The organism is Rhizobium sp. BK661, assembly GCF_024808825.1.
GTDB lineage: Bacteria > Pseudomonadota > Alphaproteobacteria > Rhizobiales > Rhizobiaceae > Rhizobium.
This window is the reverse complement of record NZ_JANTYT010000001.1, coordinates 281,645-295,740: the sequence shown is the minus strand read 5'-3', so window position 1 is coordinate 295,740 and position 14,096 is coordinate 281,645. Positions and strand designations below refer to the sequence as shown.

Sequence of the window (14,096 nt, the reverse complement as noted above, 5' to 3'; positions counted from 1 at the left end):
CGCGTTTCGAAGAGGTCGCCTGGTGCATCGGACACGCGTTCGCCATTCGTCGCCCCGCGTCGATTCAGCCAATCACCTTTTTCTTTCAATGGTTTGTAGTTCGCTCAGATGAACCTGAGTTGAACAGCCGAAAGCCTCGAAACGCAAAAATATGCGAGGCTCGCTTGAAACGCGGGACGGGCATACCGACATAAGGCTCAACAGATTGCAGCCGGTGGAAAGCTGGGCGCGCCAGCAACGTTGCCGCTTCCGCCATTGTGATCGTGGCTCGCTGGTTAACCATTCGTTAACCTTTCCCGATCAGTCTGGCTGCAACATTCGCTTCCTCCTTGACCACGGATGTACTGGCATCGAAGTGAAGCGAATGACGAAAGGCCGGTTTGTTCCGGCCTTTTTGTTTTTCAGGCGCCCGCGAAGCAGGCGCACCTTCCGACCGTCACTTGGCCAGCGCTTCCAGGATGCGGATCCAGGAGCGGATGCCCTTGTGATAGGACACCAGTTCGTACTTCTCGTTGGGCGAGTGAATGCGATCGTCGCTGAGGCCGAAGCCGACGAGCAACGACTCCATGCCGAGCATCTTCTGGAAGTCACCGACGATCGGGATCGATCCGCCCATGCCGATGACGACGGCAGGCTTCGGCCACTCGTCGGAAAGCGCGTTCTTCGCCTTTGTCAGAACCGGCGAATCATAGGAAAGATGGATGGCCGGCGAACCGCCGTGCGGGTGGAATTCGACAGAGCAATCCGCCGGGATCTTCGACCGGACATAGGCGCGGAAGCTTTCGCGAATGGCGCTTGGATCCTGGCTCCCTACGAGACGGAACGAAACCTTGGCCGAGGCCTTGGCTGCGATCACCGTCTTGAAGCCCTCGCCCGTATAGCCACCCCAGATGCCGTTGACCTCGGCGGTCGGCCGCGCCCAGGTCAGTTCAAGGACGGACCTGCCCTTTTCACCCGAAGGAATCGACAGGCCAACCTCCCCGAGGAAGGTCTCCGCCGTCTTGCCGAGGGTTTCCCAGGATGCCTTGATGTTGGCCGGGGTTTCCTCGACACCGTTATAGAAACCTTCGAGGGTGATACGGCCGGTTTCATCGTGCAGTCCAGCGAGAATGGCCGTCAGAATATGGATCGGGTTGGCAGCCGCACCGCCGAACAAGCCGGAATGCAGGTCGCGATCAGCCGCAGTTACGACAACCTCCTCGCCGACAAGCCCGCGAAGCGCTGCGGCAATCGCCGGGGTATCACGGTCCCACATGCCGGTGTCGCAAACCAGGGCGTAGTCCGCCTTCAGTTCGGCGGCGTTGGCCTCGAGGAACGGTTTCAGCGACGGTGAACCCGATTCTTCTTCGCCTTCGAAGAGGATGGTAATGCGGCAGGGCAACGCACCGTTGACTTCCTTATACGCGCGGCAGGCCTCGACGAAGGTCATCAACTGGCCCTTGTCGTCGGAGGTGCCGCGACCGGTGAGGACCTTTCGGCCGTTGCCGATGTCCTTGATCGCCGGCTCGAAGGGATCGTTCTCCCAAAGTTCGATGGGATCGACGGGCTGGACGTCATAGTGGCCGTAGAACAGCACATGCGGCGCGTCGGCGCTTGCCGCTGCGTGATGAGCGACAACCATGGGGTGACCGGGCGTGTCGCGTACGGAAGCCTCGAAACCCAGCGTCTTCAGATAGGACACGAGCCATTCCGCCGCCTTGCGGCACTCCGCCTTGAAGGCGGGATCGGTCGAGATGGACTTGATCCTCAATAGCTCAAACAGCTTGTCGAGGCTTGATGGCAGGTTCTGGTCCGCGCGCGAAAGCACCGGTATTGCATCGGTCATTTTCGACTCCTTTCGAAATTTCGCGGGACGATAGACCAAAGGTCGACTGCTTTCGAGGCGAAAAAAGCAGAGCAACGGAACGCTACAGCGAGGACTGGGGCAAGGGATCAGCCTTTCGGTAAGCCTGATATCGAACCGAGCGTAAGGCTGGCTGCATACGAAAATTTTCTTTCCGTACACGGAGACGAGTTTGACCGCCTTTACAACGCGACACCGATAACGGCAGCGAAATGCGCCTGCTCAAAGCTTCTTGGCGTTGTCGAGAAGCCGGCGGATATATTCGAGGGTCAGCTCCCGTTCGAAACTCTTGAAGCCCTGAAATAGCGCAAGGTCGGCTTCTCGCGCCGCCTCGATCGCATCATCTTCCATGCCCTTTGCCTTGTCGGTGAGAAAGATCAGCTGGGCCCGCTTGTCGGATGGATGCGGACGACGGTCGATCAACCCGTCGCGCGCCATGCGTGCAAGCGTGTTCGCCATGGTCGCCTGCTCGATGTCGACGCGGGCCAGTAGCTGCTTCTGCGTCAGCCCGTCCTCGGCCCAGAGTTCGAGAAGAACCGGGAACTGCCCTGGCGAAAAGCCGAGCCGCGCCGCGCGCCGCTGCAGCGAACGAGCAAAGCCCTTGGCCAGCTGGCTGGCAAGGTAGGCCCCCGAGTCCATACGATTACTTCCCATCTTCTCAGTTAGTCGCAAAAAACTCGACGAAACAGTGCAACAAATCGCATACGACGCATCACAAGTGCTTCATCGCAGGTTGTCCTTCGGAAGATAGAGCAGAAAAACAAAGCCGCCATAGCCTGGAGGTCTGGCTATGGCGGCTCTAAAATGGGGACAAAGGCCCGGAGAGGGGATAAGGCCTTTGTCCAAGTCCGATGCGGCGGGGGACAAGCCAGCTATCAGACCCTCGACGCGACCAAACACGATCAAACGTCGGTAGTAATCATTTGTGATCGGGAATGTGGCTTTTCAAGGGAAAGCCGAGCATTGACTATTACAAATTGGTAACAGTTTGGTGAGGCGGAATCTTTTCGGTCTCCAAGTTTATATGGACCTTCCAAGGTCGCCGCGCTATCCATGACGCCATGAAAAAAGGCGATCATCTTTTCCTAGTCGACGGCTCCGGTTTCATTTTTAGAGCCTTTCACGCACTCCCCCCTTTGACCCGCAAATCCGATGGTTTGCCGGTCGGCGCTGTGTCAGGATTCTGCAACATGTTGTGGAAGCTGCTGACGGATGCGCGCGACACATCGGTCGGCGTGACCCCAACGCATCTTGCCGTTATTTTCGACTACTCGGCAAAGACGTTCCGCAAGGATCTCTACGATGCCTACAAGGCAAACCGCTCCACTCCGCCCGACGAGCTTATCCCGCAATTCGGGCTGATCCGGCAGGCAACGCGGGCCTTTAATCTGCCGTGCATCGAGACGGAGGGTTTCGAGGCCGACGACATCATCGCAACTTACGCCCGCCAGGCCGAGGCCCTCGGCGCTGACGTGACGATCGTCTCTTCGGACAAGGATCTGATGCAGCTGGTTACGACTGCGGTCCACATGTATGACAGCATGAAGGACAAGCAGATCGGCATTCCTGACGTCATCGAGAAATGGGGCGTGCCGCCCGAGAAGATGATCGATCTTCAGGCGATGACAGGCGACTCGGTCGACAACGTGCCCGGCATCCCAGGCATCGGTCCGAAGACGGCGGCGCAGCTGCTTGCCGAGTACGGCAATCTCGATGCGCTTCTCGAACGCGCGACCGAGATCAAGCAGGAGAAGCGCCGCCAGACGATCATCGAGAATGCCGACAAGGCCCGCCTGTCACGCGAACTGGTGCGACTGCGTACCGACGTTCCGCTCGAACTTAAGGTGGAAGACCTGATCCTCGAGCCGCAAAACGGGCCAAAGCTGATCGGCTTCCTGAAGGCAATGCAGTTCACATCGCTGACGCGGCGCGTTGCCGAGGCTTGCGATTGCGACGCCAGCGCCATCGACGCCGTTGACGTTCCGGTCGAATGGGGTGCATCGGCGCGGGGTCCCGATCTGGACAGCGCAGAGCCCGAGCCGGTGGCCGGGGGCATTCCCGACGTTGCCGGCGACGCGGTGCCCGTCCCCGCGAAGACGAATGGCGTGAACGGTCGAGAAGGTACCTTCCTGCCCGGCGACCTTGCCAAGGCACGCGCCGAGGCTTTTGCCTCGCTACCCTTCGATCACTCGCGCTATGTCACCATTCGCGATGTAGCGACGCTCGACAAATGGATTGCCGATGCGCGCGATACCGGAGTGGTTGGCTTCGACACCGAGACGACGTCGCTCGATGCGATGCAGGCAGAACTCGTCGGATTCTCGATGGCGATCGCCGACAACGATAAGAATGCCACCGGCACCAGCATCCGCGCCGCCTACATCCCGATCGGCCACAAGACGGGCTTCGGCGATCTGCTCGGCGGCGGATTGGCCGAGAACCAGATCCCGATGCGCGACGCCCTGCCCCGGCTGAAGGCGCTTTTGGAAGACGAGGCGATCCTGAAGGTCGCCCAGAACCTGAAATACGACTACCTCTTGATGAAGCGATACGGCGTCGAAACGAAAAACTTCGACGATACGATGCTGATCTCTTATGTGCTCGACGCCGGAACCGGCGCACACGGAATGGACCCGCTGTCGGAGAAGTTCCTTGGCCATACGCCGATTGCCTACAAGGACGTGGCCGGTAGCGGTAAGTCGAACGTTACATTCGACCTCGTCGATATCGATCGCGCGACGCACTATGCCGCAGAGGATGCGGAGATCACGCTCAGGCTCTGGCTGGTGCTGAAACCGCGTCTTGCCGCCGAGAGGCTGACGACGGTTTACGAACGCCTCGAACGGCCCCTGCTTCCGGTTCTCGCCCATATGGAAGAGCGCGGGATTACCGTCGACAGGCAAATCCTGTCGCGCCTGTCCGGCGATCTCGCGCAGGGCGCTGCCGCGCTCGAGGAGGAAATTTTCAAGCTCGCCGGCGGGCGCTTCACCATCGGCTCGCCGAAGCAGCTGGGCGATATCCTGTTCGGCAAGATGGGACTGGCCGGCGGTACGAAGACGAAGACCGGCCAGTGGTCCACCTCGGCAAGCGTGCTCGAAGACCTCGCCGCTGCGGGCTTCGAACTGCCACGCAAGATCGTCGACTGGCGCCAGCTGACCAAGCTCAAGTCGACCTATACGGACGCGCTGCCGGGATACGTCCATCCCCAGACGAAGCGGGTTCACACGTCGTATTCGCTGGCGTCGACGACAACAGGTCGCCTATCCTCCTCGGAACCGAACCTGCAGAACATTCCTGTACGCACTGCGGAAGGCCGCAAGATCCGCACGGCATTCATTTCGTCGCCGGGCCACAAGCTGATTTCGGCCGACTACAGCCAGATCGAGCTGCGCGTGCTCGCCCATGTCGCCGAGATTCCGCAGCTGACGCAGGCGTTTGCCGATGGCGTCGACATTCATGCGATGACCGCGTCGGAGATGTTCAGCGTACCCGTCGAGGGCATGCCGTCCGAAGTGCGACGTCGCGCCAAGGCCATCAACTTCGGCATCATCTACGGCATTTCCGCGTTCGGCCTCGCCAATCAGCTCTCGATCGAGCGCTCGGAAGCGGGCGACTACATCAAGAAGTATTTCGAACGCTTCCCCGGCATCCGCGACTACATGGACAGCCGCAAGCAGATGGCGCGTGACAAGGGCTACGTCGAGACGATCTTCGGGCGGCGAATCAACTATCCGGAGATTCGCTCTTCCAACCCGTCGGTTCGCGCCTTCAACGAGCGAGCGGCAATCAATGCTCCGATCCAGGGATCGGCGGCCGATATCATTCGCCGGGCAATGATCAAGATGGAACCGGCGCTCGCGGAAGCAGGGCTTGGCGATCGCGTCCGCATGCTCCTGCAAGTGCATGACGAACTGATCTTCGAAGTCGAGGACGCAGACGTCGAGAAGGCGACGCCGATCATCGTTTCGGTGATGGAAAACGCCACTATGCCGGCACTTGAAATGCGTGTGCCGCTCAGGGTCGACGCGCGCTCCGCCACCAACTGGGACGAAGCGCACTGAGCGCTTCGTCGAAAATCCATTAAAATTTTCACTACCGTTCAAGCCATTGATAAAAAATGGTTTTGCATGAATTCCGCGGCGAATGAAGGCGCGGACGGAAGGAACTTATTAACCTTCATTTCCTAATTCGAGAGCGGGTATTAGTTGCTAATCATGAGTGAGTAGCGGTCGTATGCGCTTTCCTAGAACCAATCTGACAGGGGCCGAGGAGATTTCCGCGGAAGTCGAAGGTGAACAGCTGCAGGAACACGCAGGCGAGAAGCCTACGGCACCTATCTGGCAGAACAATTTTTCACTGGCTCCGAATGTGCGGTTTACCCGCACGCCCGAGAATCTGATCAATCCGAAGCGCGTGCCGACGCCAGCCGTTCGCACGCCGCCGCTTGCGCTGCAGGAGCGCGTTGCGGCGGAAATCGGCGCAAGCGTGGAATCGCTGGCGCCCGTAGTCGCTAACCTTCCGCTCGAGATCTATGAAGCCGTGATTCCGCCTGCGATCGAAGTGCAGCCGGCTGTGGCTGTATCACCGATGATGTCGGCCGAGCCCGAAACCCAGACAATTGTCCGCGCCTCCACGGAACTGGCTGCCATCTCGGACTTCGCGTTCTGGGAAGTCATGGCATTCGAGGAAGCGGCGGCGGAACCGATCCTGCTGCCGCCGGTAGTTTCGCTGCCGAAGCCAGAGGTCAGCCCCGAATCGATCATCAGCCGGTTCCGCGTCATGGAGTGGCGGCCAGGTCGACAACATCAGGCCATCGCCGTTGCGCCGGCGCCTGAACCAGTAGCGCCGCTGCCCGTCGCGCCCGCTCCCGGTTTGACGCGGGGCCGCGCAGCGCAAAGCCCCGTCGCGACCGAGCAGACCCGCTTGGAAGAAGCGGTACCAGTCGAGCCAAAGACGCAGCCGATCGCTCCACTGCCGGTTCGCGCCTTGGCGCCGCAGCCGCTCGCACCGGCCCCTCGCTTTGCTGCGCCGAAGGTCGTCCCCTCGAGGGTCGATGCCTCGGGCTACGAATTCCCGTCGCACTCGTTGCTGCAGGAGCCACCGGAACGTGTCGGCGAGATCATGTCGCAGGAGACGCTCGAGCAGAATGCCGGGCTTCTCGAAAGCGTGCTCGAGGATTTCGGCATCAAGGGCGAGATCATCCATGTCCGCCCCGGCCCCGTCGTCACGCTTTACGAGTTCGAGCCGGCACCGGGCGTGAAATCGTCGCGCGTGATTGGCCTTGCCGACGATATCGCCCGCTCGATGTCGGCGCTGTCGGCACGCGTCGCCGTGGTTCCCGGCCGCAACGTCATCGGCATCGAACTGCCGAATGCGCTCCGCGAAACCGTCTATTTCCGCGAGATGATCGAAAGCGCCGACTTCGAGAAGAGCAGCTTCAAGCTCGCACTCGGCCTCGGCAAGACGATTGGCGGCGAGCCTGTCATCGCCGAGCTCGCGAAGATGCCGCACCTGCTCGTCGCCGGCACCACCGGTTCGGGCAAGTCGGTTGCCATCAACACGATGATCCTGTCGCTGCTCTACCGGATGTCGCCGGAGCAGTGCCGCCTGATCATGGTCGATCCGAAGATGCTGGAACTCTCCGTCTATGACGGCATCCCGCACCTGCTGACACCTGTCGTCACCGACCCTAAGAAGGCCGTCATGGCGCTCAAGTGGGCGGTGCGCGAGATGGAGGATCGCTATCGCAAGATGTCGCGCCTCGGCGTGCGCAATATCGACGGCTACAACAGCCGCGTGGCGCAGGCGCGCGACAAGGGCGAGACGATCCACGTCATGGTCCAGACCGGCTTCGACAGAAGCACTGGTGCTCCCATCGAGGAGCAGCAGGAGATGGACCTGACGCCGATGCCTTACATCGTCGTCATCGTCGACGAGATGGCCGACCTGATGATGGTCGCCGGCAAGGAAATCGAAGGCGCGATCCAGCGGCTGGCGCAGATGGCGCGAGCGGCCGGCATCCACCTGATCATGGCGACGCAGCGCCCCTCGGTCGACGTCATCACCGGTACGATCAAGGCGAACTTCCCGACGCGCATCTCCTTCCAGGTGACGTCTAAGATCGACAGCCGCACCATCCTTGGCGAACAGGGCGCCGAGCAGCTGCTCGGCCAGGGCGACATGCTGCATATGCAGGGCGGCGGGCGGATTTCTCGCGTGCACGGACCGTTCGTTTCGGATGCCGAAGTCGAGAAGGTCGTCGCGCATCTGAAGACGCAAGGTCGCCCTGAATATCTCGATACGGTTACGGCTGACGAGGAAGACGAGGCCGGCGAGGAAGAGGACAGCGCGGTCTTCGACAAGAGCGCCATGGGCTCTGAAGACGGCGACGAGCTCTACCAGCAGGCCGTCAAGGTCGTCCTGCGCGACAAGAAGTGCTCGACCTCCTATATCCAGCGCCGCCTCGGCATCGGCTACAACCGTGCCGCCTCGCTCGTCGAGCGCATGGAGAAGGAAGGCCTCGTCGGCCCGGCCAACCACGTCGGCAAGCGCGAGATCGTGGCTGGACGCGGCGAAGGGGAATGATCTCCCGGAGGGGAGAACCGCTGGCGGCGCGCAAGTGACCGCCAGCCTGGGGACGAGGCCACAGCGCGTTCCCAGTCCTCGACAATGCTGGGATTCGGCTTCTTGCGAAGTCAGTCACGGGCGCGACGGCCGAGAAAGTCGGCAATTGCGACACGACGCGTCCGCAGCTATAGATGCCCCGGTAGGCACCGCCCTTCATGCTGAAACATTGGAGCGCGCGCATGGTCTTCCGCACCGCCGGAGCCATTCGTGACGTCTCGGAAGGAGATTGAGCGATGACAGAGATCGCTGATCACGGTGTCCGCTTCGGACGCATCGCCGCGATGCTTCCCGTAAAAGATATCGGTCGGGCAGTGGACTTTTATAGCGGCGTGATGGGCTTCACCAAGGTGTTTGAGAACGGCAACCCGGTCGGCTTCGTTATCCTGAAGCGTGATGCCGCCGAACTGCATCTGACGCTGCAACCGAACCACGAAATCCCCAACTTCAACGTCGCTCATCTCATGGTCGACGATGCGGATGCTCTCTATACGCTGTGCCAGGCGCATGGCGCGCGGATCATCAAGAGGCTGCAGGACAAAGACTATGGCCTGCGCGCCTTCGTGTTCGAGGATCCAGATGGCAACCGTATCGATGTCGGGCAGGTGATCTAGGCCAACGCAAGAGCCGGGCGCATCGTGCGTTCGGTCTCTCTGGCAGGCGGGACACCCGTGCTTCGCCTGCTTGGACCGGAGAATGTCCGCACCCGATCCATTTCGCTATCGGGTAAATCGCAAGCCTGTCGACCGAAGCTGTCCATCCTGTTTCCAACCGCACCCGTTGCCGGGCAACACAAAGCCCCGCACCGGAAAGAGCTCCGGTACGGCGTGGACTGGCTGGGAATAGGCAGGCGGCGGTTATAGTAGATAGGGATTGTCAGGCGGTGCAGCCTGCCCGATCGCATCGAGATCTCCGCCCTTCCGGGCCGACAGGAGCGTCTCTCGGCCTTTCCGATGCGGCGGATCGCCAGCCCCGACGACTTGCGATCCCTCTTCTGCAACCATCATCGAACGCCGGACTTTCGACCAGTTTTGTCAGATCCGGTTCGCGACCCGGCTCCCTGTCCAATGACGCCACCAGTGTGCGTCAGATCATGGATGCGGGGATGGGCGGGGACAATACGGCGGGCAAGCGCCTGAGATCGCTTCGAAGTTTCCTGCTACGCAAGAAAATTATCCGCGCAACGACCGTTCGGCCTCGATCATCGCAAACCGCAACGTCTCTGCGACGAAATCGCTCTTGCCGCCGGTGTAGATATCCCAGTCGCCATTGGCCTTTGCGGCAAGGTGACGTTTCAGCGCCTGATACTCGGCCGCCTTTTGCGGGTGGCGGCGGAGGTGGTCGCGAAACAGGATACGGTTACGGTGAGCCGGATTACTAGGTGTGCAGAGATAGAGGCGTAGGCCATAGCCCTCATGATCGCGGGTGAAGGGCCAGCGGCCGTCGCCGTGGGGATCGCCGTGAGCCCGGAAACCGGCAGATGGAAGCAAAGAGGCGACCGAATTACGTGCTGTTTCGTCCACCAGCACGGCATCGAGATCGATCTTCGGCTTCGCCGCCAGTCCAGGGACCGCTGTGCTGCCGATATGCTCGATCGTGAGGATACTATCCGCCGCCAGCGTCAGCAGTTCGCGTCTTGCGGCGTCGAAGAGAGCGGGCCATGCCGGGTCATAATCGAGAACCGTGATCGGCCGCATGCCCCCCACCTCCGCGTCAGCCGATCTCGGCCAGAAACGCGTTCAGCGCATCGATGATCCTGCTTCCGCCTTCTTCCAGCGAACCGCTGTTGTCCAGGTCGACCACGTCGTAATCGCCGCGCACCGTCAGGGGGCCGCGTGCGAGCCTGGCCATGATGTCTTCATGCGTCTCGCGGCCGCGAGCCTCCAGGCGGCTTGCCAACACCTCGGCGGTCGCTGTCACATTGATGACCTTGAGCCGCGGGAATACGGCCTTGAAGTGGTGGAGCGCCGAACGCGAACCGTTGGCAATAACCAGATTCCCTTGTGCGAGCGCGACCGACACCTCAGCCGGAATGCCATATTTCAAGCCGTGCGCTTCCCACCAGACCGCGAAGTTTCCGGCCTGCTCCATCGACGCGAAACCCTGGGCCGACACGGCGAGATGCTGCTCGCCGCTGGCATGGGTGTGGCGGGTGATGACACGGCGGACAAAATGCACATCCGGGCGGCCCTGGAAGTGCTTGGCGGCGAGCGCCATCAGCGTGTCCTTGCCGGCACCGCTCGGGCCGACGACGACCACCATGATGCCGCGCTCCGTTCCCGGAACAATGTGAGGTTCGTGCGAGGGCATCATGCGACTCGGCGTCCTTCGCGCCACACGGAGCGAGTGACCGGAACGCCGTGGTCCCGGTAGACCCGCACGAGGTCAGCGCGCAGGCTAGGCGCGATCCGGCCACGGTCGTTGAGGTTGACGGTGCGCGCCGGCGTCGACGTAACCATGGCGATTGCCTGCGGCAGCGAAATGCTCTCGACGTCGTCGGCCAGGATGAACGGCGCGTAGAGCAGGCTGAGTGGCACGTAATCCGACGACAACACGTCCAGCACGCCCCGCTCCGCAAGGTCGCGGGCCGCGATGTTGCCGGAGTGGGACTTGCCACGCACCACGTTGGGGGCGCCCATCAGGACGCTCATGCCATGGCCATGCGATGCCTTGGCCGCATCGAAGCTGGTCGGGAACTCAGCGAGGCGCACGCCGTTCTCGATCGCCTCGTCGACATGGGCGAGCGTGGCGTCGTCGTGGCTGGCAACGGTGATACCGCGCTCGGCGCAGACCTTGGAAATGGCCGTGCGGTGCGGCGTGGAATTGCGCTCGGATTCGGACACGCGGCGATCAACGAACTTTGCGAACTCGGCGTCGGAGAGGCCGCGCTTCTTCTGATAGTAAAAGATGTACTGGTCCATCGTCTGGAACTGGCGCTGGCCGGGAGCGTGATCCATCAACGAGACCAGACGGACATAGGGATCGTTTTCGAAATCGGCGAAGTGCTGCAGCACGTTGTCGGCGGAGACTTCGCAGCGCAGGTGGATCAGGTGCTCGGCACGCAGGCGACCTTCCTCCTCGGCCTTCTGGATCGCATCGGCCATCTCGCGCATTTCACCATGCTCGAAGCCGCCGTCTTCATCAGCACCCATGCGCAGGCAATCGAAAACCGTTGTGATGCCCGAGGTGACGATCTGGGCGTCGTGCGCCTGGATTGCCGCCGTCTTGTGCCAGCGCAGGCCGGGGCGCGGCGAATAGTGACCCTCGAGATGGTCCGTATGCAGTTCGACGAGACCGGGGATCAGGTAGTCGCCCTCGAAGTCTTCGCCGATATGAGAGCTGCCCGTCGAGATATCGGCGATCTTGCCATCGCGGACGAGGACCGATCCGTTGACGATCTCGTCTTCGAGGACGATACGCGCATTGGAAAAGACGGTTTCTTTGCTCATGGATCAGGTCTTTCAGCTTTCAGCGCCGGCAAGCGGCCACGAGGAATGAACTTTGAACGGGGCGCCCCGCGCCTCCTCGACGAATACGGCCAGGCCGGAGATTGCCAGCGGCCGGCCCGTGAAGGCCGAAAATCGCTCGGCCAGGATTTCCTTCATCACGCCCGATCGCTCGGGTGGCACCTTGCCGGTCAGGGTCATGTGGAAACCGAAGTCATCCATGACGTAGGGATAGCCCCAGCGCAGCAGATTGGCCCTCTGGCTTTCCGTCAGCTCCTCCGGCTTGCGGCGCGCGACATCGGCCTCCGAGAGCGCGGCGCGGAACGGTTCGAAGGACTTTACCACCTTCGCAGCGAAATCCTGAAGCGGCGGATGCAGGAAACCGGGGATCAGCGCGAAAAAGCGGCCGAGCTGGCCGAGCACCAGTTCCGGAATCTCGAAAGCAGGCGTGCGAGCGGCAAAATCCTCGACGACCGGGATCAGGTCCTTCTCGGTCACGGAGGCCGCCAGGCTGAACGGCGCCTTGATGGTCGCGTGGAAGCCGTAACGCCGCGGATCGGCGGTCAGCTCGAACTGTTCGCCGGCCGGCATCTCCGGATATTCGGGAGCCGGATAAGTTTCGCCGGTGAAGGCATCGCGGCCAAGCCAGAGCGAAGCCGTGCCGTTCAAAGGATGATCCTTCGGCGGCGTGAAATAGAGTGCGTAGCGCAAGACGCGTATCCTGGGAAATCGTTCCGAAAGCGGGCCGCAGTCTGCCGCGATTTGCACGGCAACTGCAAGGCCGGTTTCCGGCTAAAAGATTTCCGTGACAGAATGATGATGGCCGAGGCCGATACTCACATTTAATGTGTCTTCGTTCCCATCAGCCGGTGACGCAGGGCGTTCGAAGCCATGTCGAACAGGAACACCACCGTCAGGATCAGAAGAACCATGTAGGCGACGTTTTCCCAGTTTGCGTTGGTGCGCATCGATTCCCAGAGCTTGAGGCCGATACCGCCCGCGCCAACGGCGCCGATGATCGTCGCACCGCGGACGTTCGATTCCCACTGGTAAAGCGTCTGGCTGACAAAGACAGGAACGATCTGCGGGATGATGCCGTAGCGGTGCGTGAGCATCGTGGACGCACCTGTCGACTTGATGCCTTCGCGCGGCTTGTTGTCGATATTCTCGAGGCCTTCGGAATAGAGTTTGCCGAGCGTGCCGGTTTCCGTGAGGAAGATCGCGCCGGAGCCGGCGAGTGGACCGGGGCCGAAGGCGCGGGTCAGAAACAGCGCCCATATCAGCATGTCGACCGAACGCAGGAAGTCGAAGGAGCGCTTCAGGACCTGATTCAACAGCCTGTTCGGCGTGATGTTGCGCGCCGCCAGGAACGCGAGCGGGAAGGCTGCCAGCGCACCAAACAGGGTGCCGAGGAAGGCCATGACAATGGTCTGGAAAAGCTTTGTCCAGACATCGCCATGCTGCCAGGCGCTGTTGTGCCAGATATTGTCGAAAGCAAGCGACAGATTGGATTGACCGGGCTTCAGTTCCGGACCCGAAACGATCAGGCTCAGGACCTCGCCGGCCGGCTTGTCGAAGAACGGCGATTGAGTGTCGAAGACGAAATTCGCCCAGCCGAGGAAGCGCTTGCGGATCTTTACGCGGTCGGCGGAGATGCTGACGTCGCCGGCAAAGCCGAGATCGGCAAGAACGTTGTCGTCATAGACTGTCATCCAGCTCGGGACGGGGCCCACGACCTTCGGCGCACCGCTCGACAGTTCGACCGGGACAGCGATGCCGTGGGCCGTGACGACGGCTTCGGTCTTCGAAACCGTGACCGTGCGGCTCTCGCCACTCACCGAAACCGAGACGCTGCCATCCGGGTTGTTGACCACCCAATCGGGATGCGGGTTGTCGCCCAGCGGCGAGAAGCGCGGATACTTGACGGTGATGCCGGTATCGCCGATGCGGAATTCCGGCTGGACGTCGTAGCTTACCCACTGGCTGAGATAGAGGCCGACACGTTCCCAATGCGCTTCGGCCAGCAGCTTCGGCAAGTCGAAGAACCAGGTGGCGTAGACGCCATAAAGCAGCGTCGCGATGACGATCATCAGGCCGCCGAACCGCTGACGGAAGGAACGTTTGAAGTAGTCCGGATAGCGGAGTTCGATTTCATGCATCCGGTTGGCGTCGATCACCGTCAT

At 61.3% G+C, this 14,096-nt stretch carries 10 protein-coding genes; 3 read left to right on the top strand and 7 right to left on the bottom strand.

Going from position 1 to position 14,096, the window contains the following annotated elements:
* Nucleotides 1-436: 436 nt before the first annotated feature.
* Nucleotides 437-1,825 (bottom strand): dipeptidase, encoded by a 1,389-nt coding sequence (locus FHX16_RS01415; protein ID WP_183863500.1) that lies wholly within the window; start codon nt 1,823-1,825, stop codon nt 437-439.
* 240 nt (nt 1,826-2,065) lie between these two features.
* Nucleotides 2,066-2,482: a MarR family winged helix-turn-helix transcriptional regulator gene (locus tag FHX16_RS01410; RefSeq protein WP_183753487.1), complete on the bottom strand. Its 417-nt coding sequence runs from the start codon at nt 2,480-2,482 to the stop codon at nt 2,066-2,068.
* A 422-nt stretch (nt 2,483-2,904) separates the two neighbouring features.
* Here FHX16_RS01410 and polA point away from each other — a divergent pair, with 422 nt between their 5' ends.
* From polA to FHX16_RS01395, 3 genes are all read left to right on the top strand, one after another.
* Nucleotides 2,905-5,904 carry a DNA polymerase I gene (gene polA, locus FHX16_RS01405; RefSeq protein ID WP_183863498.1) on the top strand — a complete coding sequence of 1,000 codons (3,000 nt, stop codon included), beginning with the start codon at nt 2,905-2,907 and terminating at the stop codon, nt 5,902-5,904.
* A gap of 172 nt (nt 5,905-6,076) precedes the next feature.
* Nucleotides 6,077-8,428, top strand: a complete 2,352-nt coding sequence (locus FHX16_RS01400) for a DNA translocase FtsK (RefSeq protein WP_183863496.1) — start codon at nt 6,077-6,079, stop codon at nt 8,426-8,428.
* A gap of 275 nt (nt 8,429-8,703) precedes the next feature.
* Nucleotides 8,704-9,081 carry a VOC family protein gene (locus FHX16_RS01395; RefSeq protein WP_183863494.1) on the top strand — a complete coding sequence of 126 codons (378 nt, stop codon included), beginning with the start codon at nt 8,704-8,706 and terminating at the stop codon, nt 9,079-9,081.
* 558 nt (nt 9,082-9,639) lie between these two features.
* Here FHX16_RS01395 and FHX16_RS01390 read toward each other — a convergent pair.
* From FHX16_RS01390 to phnE, 5 genes are all read right to left on the bottom strand, one after another.
* Complete coding sequence (locus tag FHX16_RS01390; RefSeq protein ID WP_183863492.1) at nt 9,640-10,164, bottom strand: GrpB family protein; 525 nt, start codon at nt 10,162-10,164, stop codon at nt 9,640-9,642.
* A gap of 16 nt (nt 10,165-10,180) precedes the next feature.
* Nucleotides 10,181-10,780 carry a phosphonate metabolism protein/1,5-bisphosphokinase (PRPP-forming) PhnN gene (phnN, locus tag FHX16_RS01385; RefSeq protein WP_183863490.1) on the bottom strand — a complete coding sequence of 200 codons (600 nt, stop codon included), beginning with the start codon at nt 10,778-10,780 and terminating at the stop codon, nt 10,181-10,183.
* A complete protein-coding gene (locus FHX16_RS01380) occupies nt 10,777-11,916 on the bottom strand; it encodes an alpha-D-ribose 1-methylphosphonate 5-triphosphate diphosphatase (protein WP_183863488.1) in 1,140 nt (379 codons plus the stop codon). The genes phnN and FHX16_RS01380 overlap by 4 nt, the downstream gene beginning before the upstream one ends.
* Nucleotides 11,917-11,928: 12 nt before the next feature.
* Complete coding sequence (locus tag FHX16_RS01375; RefSeq protein ID WP_259126374.1) at nt 11,929-12,624, bottom strand: DUF1045 domain-containing protein; 696 nt, start codon at nt 12,622-12,624, stop codon at nt 11,929-11,931.
* A gap of 131 nt (nt 12,625-12,755) precedes the next feature.
* Nucleotides 12,756-14,096 (bottom strand): phosphonate ABC transporter, permease protein PhnE, encoded by a 1,341-nt coding sequence (gene phnE / locus FHX16_RS01370; RefSeq protein ID WP_259126373.1) that lies wholly within the window; start codon nt 14,094-14,096, stop codon nt 12,756-12,758.

Bases quoted from the DNA above. Each gene is read 5' to 3' on its own strand.
- phnE (WP_259126373.1), bottom strand. From the start codon at position 14,096: ATGACGGTGATCGACGCCAACCGGATGCATGAAATCGAACTCCGCTAT.
- FHX16_RS01410 (WP_183753487.1), bottom strand. From the start codon at position 2,482: ATGGACTCGGGGGCCTACCTTGCCAGCCAGCTGGCCAAGGGCTTTGCT.
- FHX16_RS01380 (WP_183863488.1), bottom strand. From the start codon at position 11,916: ATGAGCAAAGAAACCGTCTTTTCCAATGCGCGTATCGTCCTCGAAGAC.
- FHX16_RS01400 (WP_183863496.1), top strand. From the start codon at position 6,077: ATGCGCTTTCCTAGAACCAATCTGACAGGGGCCGAGGAGATTTCCGCG.
- FHX16_RS01390 (WP_183863492.1), bottom strand. From the start codon at position 10,164: ATGCGGCCGATCACGGTTCTCGATTATGACCCGGCATGGCCCGCTCTC.
- FHX16_RS01415 (WP_183863500.1), bottom strand. From the start codon at position 1,825: ATGACCGATGCAATACCGGTGCTTTCGCGCGCGGACCAGAACCTGCCA.
- polA (WP_183863498.1), top strand. From the start codon at position 2,905: ATGAAAAAAGGCGATCATCTTTTCCTAGTCGACGGCTCCGGTTTCATT.
- phnN (WP_183863490.1), bottom strand. From the start codon at position 10,780: ATGATGCCCTCGCACGAACCTCACATTGTTCCGGGAACGGAGCGCGGC.
- FHX16_RS01395 (WP_183863494.1), top strand. From the start codon at position 8,704: ATGACAGAGATCGCTGATCACGGTGTCCGCTTCGGACGCATCGCCGCG.